Consider the following 19,878-nt stretch of genomic DNA (forward strand, 5'->3'; position numbering starts at 1 on the left):
CGGGCTAGCCTACAGTCTTTTTTTAGTATGAGATAAAAGGATACGGGTGATGTGTAGGTTTAGTAACATTAATGCTGGATGGTTTGTATTTTAGCTAATAATAAAAACCCGAACTATTGTAATACTCTATTAAAGAGTTATGAAATAGTCGGGCTTTTCTTTGTATTCTGGAGTGATATATAGGATAAGCTACTAAGCAATTCTATATAGCTATAATTATTTTTTCGAGTTTTTAATTGAATGATCTATCTTTTCTGCGTTTACAGTCCAAGTATAATGATTCTTAATAAATTCTCGAGCATTTGCACCCATCTGTTGAATTAGACTCTCATCTTTTGCTAACAATAAAATCTTTTGTTTTAAATCTTCGTTCGTATTTTCATCTAGTAGAAATCCATTATGAGAATCTTGGATCAGATCCTGACATTGTCCAAGTCTAGGAGCAATAACTGGTTTAGCCATTGCCATATATTCGAATACTTTTAGAGGTGAAAAATAAAAGAAATCAATGTTATTGTAAGGAGCAAGAGCGATGTCAAATAGATTTATTGCTCCTGGAACATCTTGATAATTAAGGAAGCCTGTAATGAATACATAATCCTCAATCTCGTAATTTTTTATTTTCTCCTCTAAACGTTCACGCTCATTTCCATCACCAATGATTAAGAATCGGATATTAGGATTTTCTTTAATTAAGCTTGGTATTAGGTCAATTATTCTTTCTACACCATGCCAAGACTTAAGGCTTCCTAAAAATCCAAGTACTGTCTTATTAGCCCATTTCTCATTGATTTGCTTTAATTGCTCAGGAGCAGAGGCATTTAATGTAAACTTATCAATGTCTACTCCATTTGGAATGACAATCGATTTTGTTGTATCGTACTCGTTCTCTTTGAAATAATTTAATAATTCATTGGAAACAACAGTTACAACATTAGCATGTTTAAAGATGAATTTTTCAAACCATCTGGCAAGCTTTAAATAGTATCTGCCTTCAATATCACGTTCATAAATGACTGAACCATTTACTTCATATACAACAGGTATCTTTAATATTTTCCCAACAATTATGGCAGAAATATCATATATAGAGTATCTGTTTATAATACTATCCGGTTTGTGTTTTTTATATAATTTTAATAAACGTAAAATTCTAGGGATATTTAATAACAAGGACTTAATTTCTTTTAGTACCAACTTAGGATAGCTTGATTTAGCCTGTACTAAGCTTTTTTGTAATTTAATATTTTCTAAGTAATTCTGATTTCTTAGAGATAATTCTATTGGGATGATTTCATTACCTATTTCTCGCATCGCATGCATAAATTCATTTGCATGCACTTGCGAACCTTCCCCGGAATGAAACCATGATAGGTATAGAATCTTCATGTTTGTTTTTCCTCACCTTTTAAATTAGCGTTGTATAGTAAACCAATGATAACAAATAGGATGGTAATAGATTGTAAATTATACCATACTTCTGCCACCATTCCCATGACAGCATAGCCAACTAGCGTTAAGTTTAATGTCATACCCAATACTTTTTTCCCTGTGTTTTCACGTGAAATTTGAGAGAAGGTTCTCACGAAAAGATAAAGGTAAAGGCCAGCCATAATAAGAAGGCCCACAATACCATATCTTGCTAAAGTATAGAGATATGAATTATCTGCAAATCTTACAAAGCCATCCTTCATAGGACCTAATCCAAATACTGGTGATTCTTTAAAAATGGTTAAATTTTGTTCCCAATAATAATATCTACTTTTAAATGAGCTAACTGATTCAACAGATTTTTTTATCTTATCTGTGTTACTATTCTTTGTCTCTTTTGTTATGTCCTCTTCTTCATTTCCTGTATTGTTTTCTTCAACATCAGGCTCTTCATCAGTCTCAAAGTTAGTAATCATCTGATCAGCTGCATAATCTAAATAAGGTATTTGTGGGATTAGAAATAAGGCTAATGCAGCAAATATTGCTATAGTAAGGAAACCATTTGTTATTACAGTTAATATTCTTACTTGTCTTGTAATTATCTGCAATAATATCCAATATACAATCACTCCAAGAGTACAAATAACAGCAGTTCTTGAAGTGGTGAAAAACACACTCAATAAGGAGAGAGTTAATAATGCATAAGACCATATTTTATTTCTCTTCACCATAAAAGTAATATAGCTCAATATAAAAGCTACAGCGATGATGAGAAATGACCCGTACATGTTAGGGTTTTGAAAAGTACTGGTAATTCTATGCTGGTTAACAATCATTTTCATTAAACTTTCACTTGATGTATATAACAAGCCAATATGGTAGTTAATATTAAAAATATTAAAAAATTGTAAAACCCCAAATAACTCAATGATCACAATAAATATAAAGAATGGCTTTATAAAGCTACTTATATTCTCTATCTTTACATTTTTTGCAATTAAATAAAAGCTAATATAAAAACCGTATCTATATAACTCAATTAAATCTGCAATTGATGTATATTCTGGTTTTTGGATAATTCCAGATATAGTTGATATAATTAGAGATAGGATACTGAGTAATAAGAAAAGAAATATATAGTCTGATTTCCACACAGTAGTGAGAAGGGATTTTATATTTACTTTAACAAACATTGTAAGAATAATAAAACTAATAAATAGAATAATAAGTGGTATTAGTTTTACAGATATGGCTCCGAAAAGAACACCTGGAGCAGGTTTTAGCATAAGTAGACCAAGTATAAAGATAAATAGAGGGATTTGATAACGTTTGTTTATTAATCTGTTAGGCATAAAAAATTCCTTTCTTTAAAACTTATTCCTCATCTTGTACTTCTGAGATAAAGTCACGTACTTTTTGTTTGTAATTCACTCTGACCATCTGATCCTGAATACTATAGTCCATATCGTCTCCAAAATACTTATTCGCTTCTTTTTCTATTAGGTTTCTTTCATAATCTGAAATTTTTTCTTCAACATTAATATTTAACTGACCTTTTACTTGTTGAATGGCTTGATAGGTTAAATTAATATCATGTTCTAGAGCGATGTTTTTAAACATATAATAAAGAACGAAGCTTGGGTATGAATCCTTGTGACCGTATATAGATTTACCAGTTCTTCCAAGAATATCTTTAATAATAGGATGCTTCATACCACATGAACATTGAGTACTTGTATCAATTGAAATATAATCACCTATTCTATAACGAATAATAGGGAAGGATTTTGACTCTAGATTAGTAATTACGGCTTCTCCATCTATTTCTTCTACGATCATATTCTCCATAGTGATGTGCATATGACCATGTGGACATTCAAACGCAATAATACCTGCTTCTGCAGCACCATATTCACTAATAATCTTCTGGCCGAAAGCACGTTTTGCTTCCTCCTGATATTTATCATAAATCTTTTCAGAAGTACCTTTTACCATTTTTAGGTTAAAGTTATTATTCAGTTTCTTCTTATTAATTAGTTTGGCTACCTCATATATCATGGTTGAATAGCCTTCAACATAATCTGCCTTCTCAAGCTTTTTTGCAAATTCCCTTACATCTTCTTCCTTAAAAGAAAAGATTCGAAAGCGGTTTTGTAAAAAGTCTAAAAATTTCACTTTTTTTTGTTTTTTTCTGTCTATATTATAGCCCCAGAAATAACCATTTCTATCCCATGGCATAACACCATACCAGGAATATCCTCTAAACATTGCAGCACGATGAGCTGCATCCCATTCTTTGTTACGATAGAATGTTAAAACTTGTCCAGAACTACCGGAAGTTTCGGAAAAGAAAAGCTTATTAAACTCATTCTTAATAAGTATTTCGTCATTATTACTAACTAAGTGTTGTTTAGTAATGGTAGGAAACAATTTAATATCTTCCAGTGATTTTAAGTCCTCTGGAGTTACGTTATGTTCATTGAAAAGCTCACGATAGAATGTGGAATGCTCATAAGCCCAAGTAATTAATTCCTTTGCTTTCTTATACTGATGGCTTTTTAAATCATCTATTTCCCAAGATTCGCTACTTTTTAAGAATTTATATTTATTAAATATCTCCTTATTGCGAATTTGAGTACCTAATAAGTAAACAAATTTTGAAATCATGAACGGTTCTCCTTATTTTTATATTTAATTGTTTCTCTTAGTGATTTAAAAAGAAGCTGTAATTTTTTGTTTTCATCAAGTAAGTTTTGCTTTCTTATAAAGAAAAGAAAAGTCATAGCAAGTCCTACAGGTAAATTATACATCCTTCTAAACATGGGTCCTTTTCCAATAAATGTTATATCGTTTAATCGCGTACTAGTTGCTTTTTTTTCATGATAAACAATTGTTATTGGTTCATAAGAGATTGTATAACCTAACTTAGACAAATCTGTAAGGAAGATGTTTTCTTCTCCTGATGGGTACTTTGCACCTAGACCAAAATTTGTATCAAATCTGAGATCACTTTTATTAACTTTCAATAGGTTAATGAAAATCTCAATAGAAGATTTAGTTAATAGGTTACGTTTTGTAACTTTATTTTGAGGTTCCGATGGATAATTTCTAAGAAACATTTCTTTATCAGGATCGTACATCTGGAAACATAATATTTCTGATTTTTTTTCACTAATATTCCTTTGAACAGTTTCTAAACTATCTGGTAGGTACCAGCAATCATCATCAGAAAAAGTAACAATGTTTCCTTTAACATATTCTAAACCAACATTTCTAGCATGAGATAATCCCCTCTTTTGAATTTGAACATGTTCAAATTCAAACTTATATTCTTGAAGTATTTCTTCTACTTTTAGATGATTATCTTGTGAAACAACAATAATTTGAAATTTCTTGTATGACTGTTTATCTAAACTTGAAAATAACCTTGTTAATTCTTTTTCTCTATTTCCCAATGTCGGTATTATAATACTAATCATAACGGGCCTCCTAGCAGCTGAGGGAATAAGTATTTGTCAAAAAATATTGTCGAAAATACAAAACAAATTGTATTATAACATATAATCCCCTAATTTTGGATTAAACAATTATATATCTAAACGAGAGGTTTCAAAAATATTTAATCCACATTACATGTAAATGACATTTGGTAAAACTTATGTAATTTTCTATCTAATCATGTTATTATTTGTGAATGCAGTCATAACTAGTGGACTATGTTATAATATATGTGATTTTATTGATCATTTTATATATATAATTAATCCTTTGATATCCAAGACCTTCATGTTAGTGTCTCTAATAGAAACTGTGATAAAAATTAGGAGTGTGTAATAGATGAATGTAAAAAAGGCTATTATTCCAGCTGCTGGGTTAGGTACAAGGTTTTTACCTGCGACAAAAGCTCAGCCAAAAGAAATGTTGCCAATTGTTGACACACCAACAATTCAATATATTATTGAAGAAGCTGTAGCATCTGGCATTGAGGATATTTTAATAGTAACTGGTAGAGGGAAACGAGCAATAGAAGACCATTTTGATAAGACGTTTGAATTGGAAGAGAGCCTTGAGAGAAAAGGAAAATATACGCAATTAGAAGAAATAAGAAAAATATCTGATATGGTTGATATCCACTATATTAGACAAAAGGAGCCAAAAGGTTTAGGACATGCAATTTGGTGCGCTAGAAAATTCATTGGTAATGACCCTTTTGCTGTGATGCTTGGTGACGATATTGTTGTGTCTGATCCACCGTGTTTAAAACAACTAATCAATGCTTTTGAGGAAAAGGGCTCTTCTATTGTTGGTGTGCAAGAAGTTTCTAGGGAAGAAACATCAAAGTATGGGGTTATAGACATTGCCGAAACGAATAGTGAAAATAGCATACTGAAGGTGAAGGATCTTGTTGAAAAACCTGATCCACAAGTTGCTCCTTCAAATATGGCGATTATGGGTAGGTACGTTCTTACTCCAGAAATATTAGATATTCTAGAGCATATAGAACCTGGCGCGGGGAATGAAATTCAACTTACAGATGCGCTTAAAAAGTTAAATGAGGTACAAGATATCTTTGGATATAATTTCTCTGGTAGAAGATATGATATTGGAGATAAATACGGATTTGTACAGGCTACAGTAGAATTTGCTTTACAAAGAGATGACTTAAAGGGTCCTCTTCGTAAATGGTTGAAGGAAATTATTGGCGATTGATAACCAGGTGAAATAAAAAAACACCTTAAAGAACCTTGTCTTATGACAAGGTTTTAAAGTGTTATATTTACATTGAAAGGACGTAATTGTTTATGTGGATGGAAATAGTGCTCTGGATCTTAATAGGGCTATCAGTTTATATTTATGTCGGATATCCAATTTTGTTGAAGTTTTTATCCATTTTTATTAAGAAAGAAAATCAAAGTAGTCAAGACTATAGACCAACAGTGTCCCTCTTTATAGCAGCCTACAACGAGGAAAAAGTAATTAAAGAAAAAATTGAAAATGCATTGCAACTGGACTACCCAGAAGATCTTCTAGAAATAATAGTTGTTTCGGATGATTCTACAGATAAAACGAATCAAATTACACAAAGTTTCTCAGAGAAATATGCTAATGTTCATCTTAATATAGTAAAAGGAAGAAAAGGTAAAACAGCCGCATTGAACAAATCTGTCCATTTGGCTAAGGGGGATGTTTTAGTTTTTTCAGATGCAAACTCAATGTATGATGAAGATGCATTAATGGCACTTGTTAAGCACTTTAATGACCCATCAATTGGAGGAGTTTGTGGAGAGCTTAGATTACTAAATTCGACTAACTCTTCTATAGGAGAATCAGAAGGAGCTTACTGGAAATATGAAAAACTTTTAAAACAACTTGAAACAATAACCGGAACATCAATTGTCGCAAATGGCTCAATATATGCTTTGAGAAAAGAACTATTTAAGCCTATGAATCCCAATGTAGGAGATGATATGCAAAACCCATTAATTATCATTTCTCAGGGAAAACGTTTTATTTACGAGCCTAATGCTATTGCAAGGGAAGAAACGTCTACTGAGTCTAAAGAAGAGTTTAATCGTAAAGTAAGAATCGTTACAAGAAGCTTTACAGGAATTATGCACTATGCATACGTGTTAAATCCTTTTAGAAATTTTGACTTCTTTTATAAATATATGTCGCATAAGTTTCTTAGATGGCTTGTTGCTTATTATATGATTGCAATTTTTTTAATTAACCTTTTCTTGTTAGATAAAAGTCCTTATATGGTTATCTTTATTTTACAATGTGCCTTTTATGTACTAGCACTTATGGGTATTAAATGGAAAACCAAATTGACGTATATCCCCTATTACTTTTGTCTAGTGAACTATGCTGCCTTACTTGGTACAGTTCGTGCGATGTCTGGTAAACGTCAAGCGACATGGAAACCTACTTCAAGGTGACTTTTATATTGACGTAAGTGATAAATTTAATTCGTTACTTATTAAAAAGACTAAAACAGACTTTTTTAAAGGTTTGTTTTAGTCTTTTTAAATGCCATTTCTAAAGTATAATTCTTAGCTAAAACAATATTAGTTGATTTGTGCGAAAGGTACGTATCTCCAGCATAAGTTGTGAGAATGGTGAGGTTCCACAGGCTAATAAGTTGATGAAGTTCCTAGACACCTGTTGAAAGCGAATGCTTCTATGGGAGATTGGTGTTAAAAGTATAAGGAATAGGTAACAGATTGTAACAATCTATTCCATTAAAGGTACAAGTCTAAGAAGAAAAAATGCCACTAAACTTCATAGAGGAGCTTTTTCCTAATCCTTAAAGCAATGCAAGAGAGTTAACGAAAAGAGAGTAGGTTAAATAAATCAGGCAGCATTTCTTTTGCTGGTCGCCTATAAGTAGTAGGTGCCTAGCGTATTTATATAATGTATAAGAAGTTTATGGTGGTCCTTATTAATAGGTAGTATGTAGCTGTAATAATTACTTAAATAAAAAACAGTAGCCCATGATGAGCTACTGTTTTTTGTTTAGTTTATTTTTCTCGCATTCGAGTAGTTGTAGTATTGGGTGACATTCTTTTAATCATATTAATAAGTGGCTTTCTTTTCCCTATTAAACCGATGATTTCTGCTGTTAATTGAATAACTATAATAAGGACTCCGATTATTATTAATGAAACCCATAATGTAGATGTTGAGAAAATAATCGCTGAAAACCCAAATAGAATTCCGATTCCATATATAATCAGTACAGTTTTTCTATGGCTAAATCCCATTGCAATTAAACAATGATGTAAATGGGATTTATCAGGTGCTGATATTCTTTGTTTGTTAAGTACACGTCGAACAATAGCGAAAAATGTATCAAATATTGGAATACCTAGAATAATAATTGGAATAATTAAACTAAATAGGGTTACACTCTTAAATAGTCCCATCATTGAGATAACTGCTATGGAGTAACCTAAGAATAAGGCTCCTGTGTCACCCATAAATATTTTAGCTGGATGGAAATTAAAATATAAGAATCCGATAATACTTCCAATTAATATAATACATAATGGGACAATAACAAATTGATTATTTAGAACAGACATTGCAAGTATTGAACCAATAGCTATAGCTGAAACTCCTCCAGCAAGCCCATCTAATCCATCAATTAAGTTAATTGCATTTGTTACACCAACAATCCATAAAATTGATAAGATTACACCGAGAGTACCTAGTTCAATTCTATCTCCAAATGGAAATGTAATGAAGTCTATATCAATGCCGGAAAACACAACAATACTTGCTGCAAGGATTTGCCCAATAAATTTCACCTTAGCAGATAACGTGTATTTATCATCCAAGATACCTATTGCTAAAATTATGAGAGCCCCAATACTAGCAGGAACAATGTTGGGAATTTGTGGCTTTAAGTAAATGAAACCAGCAATTACACCAAATACTATAGCTAATCCGCCTAGTCTTGGCATTAATGATTGATGAACTTTCCTATGGTCTGGTTTATCTACAAATCCATATTTTACAGCAATATGTTTAACAATTGGTGTGGTTATTAGTGTTACAATGAGTGATATACAAAAAGCGATAATATAATTTACTAGTGTGTCCATTCGTTCACCTCTTAATATAAAGGTTCTTTTTAGGCTACCTATGTTAGCATAACAGATTTTAAGTAAATATCAATTGAAAGTTTTGGTGTTCATTTGTAAAATAGATGAAATTTTTAATTATGTGCATATTTCATATACCCAATACAATCTTTAGGTAAATATTTTTTTTACTTTTCCTCTTCGATATAGATATCCAAACCTCTATAAATATTACTTCTACTATTTGTTAAGTCCACTATCCAATCATGAAATTCACTCTCATCATCAATTGGTATATAGCATTCCACTATTACATCCTCTGCATAATGGATATTTTTAATTAATGTGGATGTATTTCTTAACTCATTTTCCAATTTACCTAATAGAGTGTAATCAACTTTAATTTTAATCACACGCATTAACCTTCTTTCAACGATCCCTGCAGCCTGTAAGCCTTCTGAAACAGACTTTCCGTATGCGCGGATAAGTCCACCGCCCCCGAGCTTAATCCCACCGAAATAGCGAGTCACAACGACGACCGTGTCTTTTAGGCCTTTCTTTTTTAAGACCTCTAGCATGGGGACACCAGCTGTACCTGTTGGTTCGCCGTCATCGTTGGCCTTTTGGATCTGGTCATTCTCACCAATTAAGTAGGCTGAACAATTATGATTGGCATTGTGATGCTTCTTTTTTATTTGTTGAATAAAGGAAATGGCTTCTTCCTCTGTAGTCACGCGTTCTGTGTAACAGATAAACCGTGATTTTTGGATAATAATTTCATGCTCTCCATAGCCTTTTACGGTATAATAATGTGAAAGCATGCTTGCACACCTCCTGACAAGCAAGCAGATTTAGAATAGTACATTCCTTTATTATAAAACGACATTTTTTTTACTTCAATCGTTAATAATGTGACAAACTAATTACAAAACCATAAATGTGATGATTACGGAGGGTTTTAAATGAACTCCAATAAAAAAATGGATAGCAAAATACTTGATGAAGTTTTAGATAAAATGATAAATACGGTGGATGGTAGTAAGGACGAGATTTTTCAAATTGGTGAGCAATCACGTCAACAGTATGAATCACTTGTTGAAGAGTTAAAGGAAATTAAGTTTCAAGTTGGCAAGGTTATTGAGGATGGAGACAAGCTTGAGGCACATGCACGATTTGCTCGAAACCGTCTGTCGCAGGTTAGTAAGCATTTTAGAGAATTCTCTGAGGATGAAATTCGAGATGCTTATGAGAAAGCACATAAGCTTCAAACCGAACATTCGATGCTACAGCAGCACGAAAAGCAATTACGTGACCGTCGAGATGAATTAGAGCGTAGGTTATTAGGGCTGCAAGAAATCATCTCTCGTTCAGAGGCACTCGTTAGCCAAATTACGGTTGTGCTTAATTATTTAAATAGAGATTTACGACAGGTTGGAATACTTTTAGAGGATGCACAGAAGAAACAGGATTTTGGTTTGCGGATTATAGAGGCACAAGAAGAGGAGCGAAAGCGTGTATCACGTGAAATTCACGATGGTCCTGCACAGATGCTTGCCAATGTGATGATGCGCTCAGAGCTAGTTGAACGGATATTTAAGGAACGAGGGGCTGAAGAAGGTTTTAAGGAAATTCGTAATTTGAAGAAAAATGTACGAAATGCATTATACGAGGTTCGAAGAATTATTTATGACTTAAGACCAATGGCATTAGATGACTTAGGTCTGATCCCTACCCTCAGAAAATATATGAATACAATCGAAGAATATAATGGAAATACGAAAATTCATTTTCAAAGTATGGGAGATACGGTAGAAACCAGATTGCCTTCACGATTTGAAGTCGCGCTTTTTCGCTTAGCGCAGGAGGCAGTTACAAATGCCTTGAAGCATGCGGAAGCAACGGAAATTAACGTAAAGGTCGAAATTACAAAAGAAATGATCACATTAGTTGTGAAAGATAATGGAAAAGGGTTTAACATTAAGAAAAAAGTGGGTAATAAGGATAAGAAATCTTTTGGACTCATTGGTATGAAAGAACGAATAGATCTTCTAGATGGGAAAATAACAATAGATTCTAAAGAGGGATTAGGGATTTTTATCATGTTTCAGGTGCCTAATCAGCAATAATTGAGAAAACAAACCATTTAATTTGGTCTAAAGACATATTGACGGACTAGCTAGCCAATAGACTAGAATAGGATTGTGGGGAGGCATACGTATGAAAACAAAAATCGTAATTATTGATGACCATCAATTGTTCCGTGAAGGTGTAAAACGCATCTTAGACTTTGAGCCAAGCTTCGAGGTTGTTGCGGAAGGTGATGATGGTGAAGATGCATTAGAAATAGTTGAATCACATAAGCCTGATGTTGTGATTATGGATATTAATATGCCAAACATGAATGGCGTAGAAGCAACAAAGCAGTTAATAGAAGCTAATGAGGATACAAAGGTCATTATTTTGTCCATCCATGATGATGAAAACTATGTTACACATGCGTTGAAAACAGGTGCTAGAGGCTACTTGTTAAAAGAAATGGATGCTGACACACTAATTGAAGCAGTAAAGGTTGTCGCAGACGGAGGCTCTTATTTACATCCGAAGGTCACACATAACCTTGTGAATGAGTTTAGAAGATTGGCAACGTCAAGTGGACAAGCTACCCCTACGCAACCACTACAGCCAGAAATTCGTCGCCCATTACATATTTTAACTCGTCGTGAATGCGAGGTTCTACAAATGCTAGCAGATGGAAAAAGCAACCGTGGGATCGGTGAGGCTTTATTCATTAGTGAAAAAACAGTTAAAAACCATGTGAGTAACATTTTACAAAAAATGAACGTAAACGACCGAACTCAAGCTGTTGTGTTTTCCATTAAAAATGGCTGGGTTGAAGTAAAATAATAGATGGATAAGAATTCAGCTCTTTTGGGGCTGTTTTTTTTGTTTTTAAATTATTTAATCTACTCCGAACGACTAAATGTTCATTTACTTATAAATGAAGATATTATTCCATCTAATACCTGCATAATCCACGCATAGTAAAAATCAATATTGAAAAAACGACCAGATAAAAACCACCTAAAAAAACCTTCAGCTCCATTAGTCACTCCCTCTAAATTATGTCATAATAGAAAAAGACCAAAGCATATAATATAGAACTAATGAAAATTAAATTTAATTCCATTAAAATAATTAAGACAATCTAATTGGACAAGGAAGGTACCTAAATATGAAAACGGCTATTTTAACAGATAGTACAGCCTATATTCCTAAACAAATACGCGAACAATACAACATACATATGATTCCCCTCAGTGTTATCTTTGGAAGTGAGACTTACCAAGAGGAGGTTGAGATTACAGCGGAGGAGTTTTTTGCTGAAATGAAGCAACATCAAGAGCTCCCAACTACTTCTCAACCACCAGTTGGGGAATTTGTCGAGCTTTTTGAAGCATTGTCAAAGGAGTATGATGCAGTGATTTCCATTCATCTTTCGAGTGGGATTAGTGGTACATATAATGGTGCGCTAACAGCTGGGACAATGGTAGAGGGGATTAAGGTGTACCCATTTGATTCTGAAATCAGCTGTATGGTTCAGGGGTTTTATGCACTTGAGGCAGCGGAATTAGCAGAAGACGGTGCAGAACCAGAAAAGATTATGGAGCGGTTAAATGAGATGAAGCGATCTATGCGTGCTTATTTTATGGTGGATGACTTAACAAACCTACAGCGCGGTGGCCGTCTAAGTGGTGCTCAAGCGCTAATTGGTAGTCTACTTCAAGTAAAACCAATTCTTCACTTTGTCGACAAAGTAATCGTGCCTTTTGAAAAAATTCGCACTAAGAAAAAAGCTCTTAATCGAGTGTATGAATTGTTTCATGAAGACGCCAGTCAAGAAATTCCGATGCGAGCAGTGATTATTCATGCTAATCGTCCCGACGAAGTTGAAGGCATAAAAAGAGATTTAGAGCAAAAATACCCTCATGTCGAATTTATGATTAGTTATTTTGGTCCAGTTATCGGTACACATCTAGGTGAAGGGGCTATTGGACTAGGTTGGTATAAGAAATAAGTCACGGAGAACTTTGGCGTATTTTGGAGATATATGGTGGAAAAGTACGAATGTTACACTACTTTTATCCTATCTTTTTATTGGAATATGGACAGATGGAAAACCTTCCCTCATACTGCAAGTAAATAAACTTTTATTGGGGAGGTTTTCTAGTTAAATGGACACTACTTCCACCCGCACTCGCTATACTACAAAGGAAGAATCAAAGCGTACATATCGTCATTGGACAACCTTAGAAGACCGTAAATTACTGCAATTAAGAAACAATGGAATGAAATTTCGCTTAATCGCAAAGGAACTTCAACGAACACCAATTAGTGTTGAAAAACGCTACCGCAAAATCCTTCAAAATCAATGGGGTGAATCATGAGATTTATCTTAAAGGATCAATGTTTATCTCCAACATTCCTACATCAAGAGGGCTTACCTTTTTCTCGAATTGAAGCCTTACCTCACATATCGACCAATTATCAATTCAATCATTTACCACAACTTCAATCATTTTTATCAGGAAAGGAATTACTCTTATCTGAAATTCCTTTTCCGGTAGATATTATTCATACTCACTACGAAAATGGCTGTATTCAACTCAATTACGGAATAACCAAAAAGCAAAAGACGAAATGCTGTCATCGTTGTGGAAATCAAGATGAACATCTATTCGCATCCTTTGACTGTGCTAAATGTGGAGAGAAGGACTGCACCTACTGTCGGAAATGCATAATGATGGGCAGAGTTAGTGAATGCACGCCGCTTTATTACTGGAGTGGACCCGAAGAGAAATCCTCTTCACAAACCGTCTTTACCTGGGAAGGAACCTTGTCACCAGGTCAAATGCAGGCCTCCGAAAAAGTGGTCAGCACAATAAAAGAAAACAAAGAAATATTAGTATGGGCTGTATGTGGTGCAGGGAAAACAGAGGTTCTTTTCGAAGGGATTTACCAAGCGTTGAAGGATCATAAACGTGTGTGTATTGCTACACCGAGAACCGACGTTGTGCTAGAACTTGCCCCTAGGTTAAAAAAAGTGTTTCCAGAAACGAGTATTAGTGCTTTATATGGTGGAAGCGATGATAAAGCCAAGCCAGCGACTCTCGTCATTTCCACAACACATCAGCTTCTTCGTTTTAAAGAAGCCTTTGACGTTATCATCGTTGACGAAGTAGACGCCTTTCCATACACCGCAGATCAATCTCTTCAATTTGCTGTTCAAAAATCACGAAAAAAACAAAGCTCACTTATATACTTAACGGCTACACCTTCACAAACGTGGAAAAAAGAAGTTGCTCTAAACAGGCGACCATTTGTAAAGATACCAGCTCGGTACCATGGACACCCTCTGCCTGTACCAGAGTTTCACTGGTGTGGTAATTGGAAAAAGCAGTTAACAAAGAATCAAGTACCAGCAAAGGTTATCGACTGGCTTAAGGAAAGACTAGGAAATGATAAACAAGCCTTTTTATTTGTGCCTTCTATTCAAGTAATTGATCAGGTCGTAACAATTTGCCAAAAGCTTGATTCAAGAATTCTAGGGGTGCATGCTGAAGATCCAGAAAGGAGGCAAAAGGTAACCGCCTTTCGAAATAAAGAAATTCCGATTATTGTTACCTCAACCATTTTGGAACGGGGTGTTACGATTCCAAATAGCGACGTTGCTATTTTGGGAAGTGAAGAAGAAATTTTTACAGAGAGTGCACTTGTCCAAATTTCAGGGAGAGTAGGAAGAAGTGCAGCCTATCCAACCGGAGTCATAAGGTTCTTTCATTTTGGCAAAACAAAAGCGATGATAGATGCCAAAAGACATATCTGTCAGATGAATGAAGAGGCAATGAATAATGACTATATTACCATAAAAAGGTAAATATCTTCTCAAATGAACGGCGTTATGTCATAATAAAATATGCGTTTAAACAACTGTAAAAATGAGGAGAAGAAGAGATGGTAACGAATGCCATGGAGCGTATAATAAATGATTTATTAGATGAATATAAAAATCGTCTTTCTTTAACCTGTACCTGTAACGAATGCTTAGATGATATTCTAGCTCTTACCTTAAATGGAATTAAGCCTAGATATGTTACAAATCCTGATAAAGTGATGTACGTGAAAGCGGAATATTTCGATAAGCAACAAATGACCTCTCTCTTAGTGAGACTAGCTGAATGTGCCAAATTTGTTTCAGATCACCCGACGTGTAAAACACAAACAAAGGAGCATGATCCTTATTCATTGCCTAATTTGTCATGACCATTTATCCAATAAGATGTCATGGACAAGTTTGCTTTTGTCATCAAAGAAGCCTATCTGTGATACGTGCACCGAGTCATTATCTAAGATTACAGGGCCAACCTGTCCTAGCTGCTCTCGACCTCAAGTCACAACTACCCTCTGCTTAGACTGTATGAAATGGAATGATCATCCCGTTTGGAAGCAACAGCTTGATAAAAACATTTCTATTTATTCGTATACGGATTTTATGAAAGAGGTACTTGCAGCCTTTAAATTTCGAGGTGATGCAGAGCTTGTCACTATTTTTCATAAAGAATTTATGGACATGTATCAAAGAAGGTACGAAAAAGAAAAGCTAGATTATGCTGTCCCGATCCCTCTTAGTATGGAGAGACTTTACGATCGAGGCTTTAATCAGTCTCAATTATTAGCAAATTGTCTTCCACTCCCACAAGTTGATATCCTCAAGCGAATTCATCTAGAAAAGCAATCCAAAAAAACAAGACAACAACGAATAGCAGCAGAAAATATGTTTTCTATTAAAGATCCAGCGTTAATTAGAGATAAGAAGGTTCTCTTGGTTGATGATTTATACACAACGGGAACCACCCTACGACATGCGGCAAAAGTGTTGAATGAAAATGGGGCTAAGCTCGTGTTTTCCCTAACGTTAATTCGTAGCTAAAAAAATCTCTGAAACTGCCGATATAACAAATAGAACAGTCAACGAATAGGAGAATGCAAGATGGGAGAATTAGCGAATTGTCCGAAATGTAATGCATTATTTGTCCAAACACAATTTAGAACCGTTTGTGACGCTTGCTATAAACTAGAAGAAAAAAAGTACGAAATCGTTTATCAATTTTTGCGTAAACGTGAAAATCGTAAGGCTATGCTTCACGAGGTTGTTGAAGCTACAGAAGTAGATCAAGAGCTTATCTTAAAATTCATCCGTCAAGGTAGAATTCAGCTCTCCAATTTTCCTAATCTAGGATATCCATGTGAAAAGTGCGGGAAAGTGATTAGAGAGGAACGACTATGTGAAAGCTGTAAAAAGGACATTCACAAGCAATTAGATCAAATAGAGCAGGAACAATTGATTAGTGAGCGTAATAGAGTACAGGAAGGAAAAACTACTTATTACTCACAAAGTCCTAAAAAATAAAAATAGCTAAACATTTGAACGACAAATCCGATATATCACCTATATAAATGATCGTAGAAAGTGAGGGAATGTCATGAAGATAAATAACATGGGTTCAATGGGGATTAACCCATATAAGCGTAACGCAGAAAAAAATGCTCAAGCTTCGTTACCTTCCCAAGGTAAAGAGGATAAAGTAGAGATTTCCTCAAAAGCGATTGATCTTCAGCAAACAAATGAGGTTGTAAAGGCGAGACAGGAAAAGGTTCAAGCCATTAAAACACAGGTTGAAAATGGTACGTATACAATTGATCCAAAAGCAATTGCAAAGGGATTACTTCAATTCTATCAAAAATGAGCGGTAACACACTAATGGAGGGTTATTTATGGTAGCAGAAAATTTAATTCACACGTTAGAAAAGCTTTTACAGCTCCATCAAAATCTCTATCAAGTAGCCCTTCAAAAAACTGATTATTTGAAAGAGAACAACGTCGATAAGCTGAAAGAGCTGTTAAAAAAAGAGCAAATGTTTGTTCAAGCCATCAAACAAGTAGAAGCGGAACGAATTCAATATACAGTCGAATTTCTTGGAACTGAAGATGAGGTTAGCCTATCTGCTTGTATTGATAAGGCAGAAGGTGACAATAAACAAAAACTTGAAGAAATTGCACGTGAGTTTGCGAGCATAATGGACAAGCTAAAGGCCGTTAATCAATTGAATCGAGACTTAACAAATCAGGCACTTCAATTTGTTTCTCTATCGCTAGACATGCTTATGCCACAGCAATCGATCTCTAACTATCAACGTCCGGACGGTAAGGTTTCACAAGCAGGAGACTTAAAAAATAGACAATCTATCTTTGATTCACAAGCATAACGGAGGGAGGAAAAAGATATGACATCAACGTTTTTTGGTTTAGAAATAGCGAAGCGCGGAATGTTCACGCAACAAAGCGCGCTATCAACAACAGCCCATAATATAGCAAACGCGAATACACCAGGATACACACGTCAGCGTGTTAACTTTGTTCAAACAGAAGCCTATCCACCTGTTTCAAAAAATAGCCCCGTTATTCCTGGTCAATTAGGTACTGGAGTAGAGGCTGGAACGGTTGAACGAGTGAGAGAGAGCTTCCTAGATGTTCAATATCGAAATGAAAATAATAAAGTAGGCTATTGGGAGAATCGTGCAAATGCTCTTGAAAAGATGGAAGAAATCATGAACGAGCCTTCTGACACGGGACTTTCCGTGACAATCGATCGTTTTTGGCAGTCATTACAGGATCTGGCAATCAACCCAACAAACGCAGGAGCTCGTTCTGTTGTTCGTGAACGAGGAATTGCGTTAGCAGAAACCTTTAACTACCTATCTACTTCTCTTACATCTATTCAAGGTGACCTGAAGAATGAATTAAATGTATCTGTGAAAGAAATTAATTCACTAGCAAACCAAATCAATAATATTAATAAACAAATCTCTCAGGTAGAGCCTCATGGCTACTTACCAAACGATTTATATGATGAACGTGACCGATTAATCGATCAGCTTTCTTCTTTAGCAAACATCAAAGTGTCAAATACCTCTTCTGGAGGAAATCCACTAGCGGTGGCAGAAGGCTTATCAACTATCCAGTTAGTCGATGACTCTGGAAATGTACTAGGAACACTTGTAGATGGACAAACAAAATCAGTTAATGAATTCAAAGTAGGTTATAACGCGACGAATGGCTTAGTTGAAAATGTCTCACTTGGTGCAGCATCAATTGAGATTATGAATTTTAACAATACTGGGAAGATTAGTAGTTTAATTGATTCATTCGGCTATACGTATGATAATGCTGGAACTCAGATTGAGCAGGGCTTATATCCTGAAATGCTTGCAAAGCTTGATACAATGGCGTTTGAGTTTGCGAAGCAATTTAATACCATTCATCAAGAGGGCTGGAGTGTTGAGGATTATAATTCAGGAACGAAAACACCTGAGGACTTCTTTTCATTTGGTGGGTCATCATTAACAGATGCAAAAGGAGCTTCATCGCTTATCCAAGTATCCGATGCAATTAGATCGTCAACTGATCATATTGCTGCTGCAATGCCTGGTGCAGACGGAACCGTTGCAATCGGAGATAGCTCTAATGCAATTCGATTATCAGAAGTGAAAAATGGAACCTTCCTAATCGGTGGCGAAACAACAACAATCCAAAACTACTATGAAGGTATTATCGGTGGAATGGCCGTTGACACTCAGGAAGCGGAGCGCTTAACAACCAATAGCCAAACACTAAGAGATTCAGTCGATACTCGCAGGCAATCAGTCAGTGCTGTTTCCCTAGACGAAGAAATGACAAATATGATTCAATTCCAGCATGCCTACAACGCATCAGCTCGAATGATCACGATGCAGGACGAGATCCTTGATCGTATCATCAACGGCATGGGGATATCAGGAAGGTAGGTAAGAAAACATGCGCGTAACGCAAAGTATGCTAGCAGCTAATTCACTAAAAAACTTAAGTAAAAGCTACTCCAATATGGGCAAATACCAAGACCAACTAGCAACAGGCAAAAAAATCAATCGACCTTCTGATGACCCAGTTGTTGCGATTAAAGGAATGTTCTATCGTACGAATTTAACTGAAGTTGAACAATATAAGCGTAACTTAAATGAAGGGTATCAGTGGATGGAAAGCTCGGAGCAGGGGATTGAGCATGCGACGCAGGTGACTCAAAGAATTCGTGAGCTTTTGGTACAAGGAAATAATGGTTCGAATAGTACCGAGGATTTAAAGGCGATTGCCGTTGAGATTGGTCAATTGAAAGAGGATTTAGCAGGTGTTGCTAATACTCAGGTGGCCGGAAGATATATCTTTAATGGGACAAAAACAGATAGTAAACCTGTGACGATAAATGGTGATGGAACAATTTCGGTTGCGATGAATACAGAAGCATTCAATGTAGAGGTATCAAAAGGGGTTCAATTAAAGGTTAATATAAATCCTACCAATGTTTTTGGACAAGAATTTTTTAATACATTACAATCGATTGAGGATTCCCTAAACTCAGGGAATATGACAAATGGTGATGAGCTTCTAAGTAAGCTTGATGGTCATTTTGATGTGATGTCCGCAGAACGCTCTGAAATTGGCGCAAGATACAACCGCTTAGAAATGATAGATGCCCGTATTCAAGATCAAGAAATTATTGCGAACCGAATTCTTTCTGAAAATGAGGATGCTGACTTAGAAAGAGTCATTACAGATCTTACGATTCAAGAAAGTATTCATAGAGCTTCTTTAGCGGTTGGATCGAAGGTTATTCAACCAACTCTCATTGATTTTCTAAGATAAACTAATAAAGATATAGGTCTGACGCATACTTGATGAGTCAGACCTTTTTAATAGAACTTTTTATAT

20 protein-coding genes are annotated in these 19,878 nt (G+C 35.0%); 14 read left to right on the top strand and 6 right to left on the bottom strand.

All coding sequences use genetic code 11. The features are described from left to right. Positions 1 to 216: 216 nt before the first annotated feature. From A9C19_RS01700 to A9C19_RS01715, 4 genes are read right to left on the bottom strand one after another with little or no spacing between them, the layout of a single operon-like run. The gene (locus tag A9C19_RS01700; protein ID WP_072578349.1) at positions 217 to 1,389 is read right to left on the bottom strand and encodes a glycosyltransferase family 4 protein; all 1,173 of its coding nucleotides are present in this window, start codon (positions 1,387 to 1,389) and stop codon (positions 217 to 219) included. Beyond that, a complete protein-coding gene (locus tag A9C19_RS01705; RefSeq protein ID WP_072578350.1) occupies positions 1,386 to 2,783 on the bottom strand; it encodes an O-antigen ligase family protein in 1,398 nt (465 codons plus the stop codon). Before A9C19_RS01705 ends, A9C19_RS01700 begins: the two co-directional genes overlap by 4 nt. A 22-nt stretch (positions 2,784 to 2,805) precedes the next feature. After that, a complete protein-coding gene (locus A9C19_RS01710; RefSeq protein WP_072578351.1) occupies positions 2,806 to 4,098 on the bottom strand; it encodes a phenylacetate--CoA ligase family protein in 1,293 nt (430 codons plus the stop codon). Next, positions 4,095 to 4,910: a glycosyltransferase family 2 protein gene (locus A9C19_RS01715; protein ID WP_072578352.1), complete on the bottom strand. Its 816-nt coding sequence runs from the start codon at positions 4,908 to 4,910 to the stop codon at positions 4,095 to 4,097. The genes A9C19_RS01710 and A9C19_RS01715 overlap by 4 nt, the downstream gene beginning before the upstream one ends. A gap of 358 nt (positions 4,911 to 5,268) precedes the next feature. Here A9C19_RS01715 and galU point away from each other — a divergent pair, with 358 nt between their 5' ends. Together galU and A9C19_RS01725 are read left to right on the top strand one after the other, a co-directional pair. Continuing rightward, entirely contained in the window at positions 5,269 to 6,141 is an 873-nt protein-coding gene (gene galU / locus A9C19_RS01720; RefSeq protein WP_072578353.1) for a UTP--glucose-1-phosphate uridylyltransferase GalU, read from the top strand. A gap of 92 nt (positions 6,142 to 6,233) precedes the next feature. Further along, positions 6,234 to 7,370 (top strand): glycosyltransferase family 2 protein, encoded by a 1,137-nt coding sequence (locus A9C19_RS01725; RefSeq protein ID WP_083584252.1) that lies wholly within the window; start codon positions 6,234 to 6,236, stop codon positions 7,368 to 7,370. Positions 7,371 to 7,952: 582 nt separating this feature from the next. Here the strand turns inward: A9C19_RS01725 and A9C19_RS01730 are convergent. Further along, on the bottom strand, positions 7,953 to 9,038 hold the full coding sequence (locus tag A9C19_RS01730; RefSeq protein WP_072578354.1) for a glycosyltransferase family 4 protein: 1,086 nt from the start codon (positions 9,036 to 9,038) through the stop codon (positions 7,953 to 7,955). Positions 9,039 to 9,205: 167 nt separating this feature from the next. Continuing rightward, a complete protein-coding gene (locus A9C19_RS01735) occupies positions 9,206 to 9,838 on the bottom strand; it encodes a YigZ family protein (protein ID WP_072578355.1) in 633 nt (210 codons plus the stop codon). Positions 9,839 to 9,979: 141 nt separating this feature from the next. On the opposite strand from A9C19_RS01735, the gene degS reads away from it, so the two are divergent. The 12 genes from degS to flgL all read left to right on the top strand — a co-directional run bounded on the left by degS (position 9,980) and on the right by flgL (position 19,812). Next, positions 9,980 to 11,143 (top strand): two-component sensor histidine kinase DegS, encoded by a 1,164-nt coding sequence (gene degS / locus A9C19_RS01740; protein ID WP_072578356.1) that lies wholly within the window; start codon positions 9,980 to 9,982, stop codon positions 11,141 to 11,143. A gap of 91 nt (positions 11,144 to 11,234) precedes the next feature. Continuing rightward, complete coding sequence (gene degU, locus A9C19_RS01745) at positions 11,235 to 11,921, top strand: two-component system response regulator DegU (RefSeq protein ID WP_072578357.1); 687 nt, start codon at positions 11,235 to 11,237, stop codon at positions 11,919 to 11,921. A gap of 328 nt (positions 11,922 to 12,249) precedes the next feature. Beyond that, positions 12,250 to 13,092 carry a DegV family protein gene (locus tag A9C19_RS01750; protein WP_072578358.1) on the top strand — a complete coding sequence of 281 codons (843 nt, stop codon included), beginning with the start codon at positions 12,250 to 12,252 and terminating at the stop codon, positions 13,090 to 13,092. A gap of 157 nt (positions 13,093 to 13,249) precedes the next feature. Next, entirely contained in the window at positions 13,250 to 13,462 is a 213-nt protein-coding gene (locus tag A9C19_RS01755; RefSeq protein ID WP_072578359.1) for a Myb-like DNA-binding domain-containing protein, read from the top strand. Next, a complete protein-coding gene (locus A9C19_RS01760) occupies positions 13,459 to 14,952 on the top strand; it encodes an ATP-dependent helicase ComFA (protein ID WP_072578360.1) in 1,494 nt (497 codons plus the stop codon). Before A9C19_RS01755 ends, A9C19_RS01760 begins: the two co-directional genes overlap by 4 nt. A 77-nt stretch (positions 14,953 to 15,029) precedes the next feature. Then, complete coding sequence (gene comFB, locus A9C19_RS01765; protein ID WP_072578361.1) at positions 15,030 to 15,338, top strand: late competence protein ComFB; 309 nt, start codon at positions 15,030 to 15,032, stop codon at positions 15,336 to 15,338. Positions 15,339 to 15,492: 154 nt separating this feature from the next. Continuing rightward, positions 15,493 to 16,005: a ComF family protein gene (locus tag A9C19_RS01770; protein WP_158515043.1), complete on the top strand. Its 513-nt coding sequence runs from the start codon at positions 15,493 to 15,495 to the stop codon at positions 16,003 to 16,005. Positions 16,006 to 16,065: 60 nt separating this feature from the next. Further along, positions 16,066 to 16,485 (top strand): TIGR03826 family flagellar region protein, encoded by a 420-nt coding sequence (locus tag A9C19_RS01775; RefSeq protein WP_072578363.1) that lies wholly within the window; start codon positions 16,066 to 16,068, stop codon positions 16,483 to 16,485. A 73-nt stretch (positions 16,486 to 16,558) separates the two neighbouring features. Next, positions 16,559 to 16,822 (top strand): flagellar biosynthesis anti-sigma factor FlgM, encoded by a 264-nt coding sequence (flgM, locus tag A9C19_RS01780; protein WP_072578364.1) that lies wholly within the window; start codon positions 16,559 to 16,561, stop codon positions 16,820 to 16,822. A gap of 28 nt (positions 16,823 to 16,850) precedes the next feature. After that, entirely contained in the window at positions 16,851 to 17,342 is a 492-nt protein-coding gene (locus A9C19_RS01785) for a flagellar protein FlgN (RefSeq protein WP_072578365.1), read from the top strand. 18 nt (positions 17,343 to 17,360) lie between these two features. Beyond that, positions 17,361 to 18,920, top strand: a complete 1,560-nt coding sequence (gene flgK / locus A9C19_RS01790; RefSeq protein ID WP_072578366.1) for a flagellar hook-associated protein FlgK — start codon at positions 17,361 to 17,363, stop codon at positions 18,918 to 18,920. A gap of 10 nt (positions 18,921 to 18,930) precedes the next feature. After that, positions 18,931 to 19,812 carry a flagellar hook-associated protein FlgL gene (gene flgL, locus A9C19_RS01795; protein WP_072578367.1) on the top strand — a complete coding sequence of 294 codons (882 nt, stop codon included), beginning with the start codon at positions 18,931 to 18,933 and terminating at the stop codon, positions 19,810 to 19,812. Positions 19,813 to 19,878: the final 66 nt, after the last annotated feature.

Origin of the sequence: Bacillus weihaiensis (genome assembly GCF_001889165.1) — a bacterium.
Classification (GTDB): Bacteria; Bacillota; Bacilli; order Bacillales; family Bacillaceae; genus Metabacillus; species Metabacillus weihaiensis.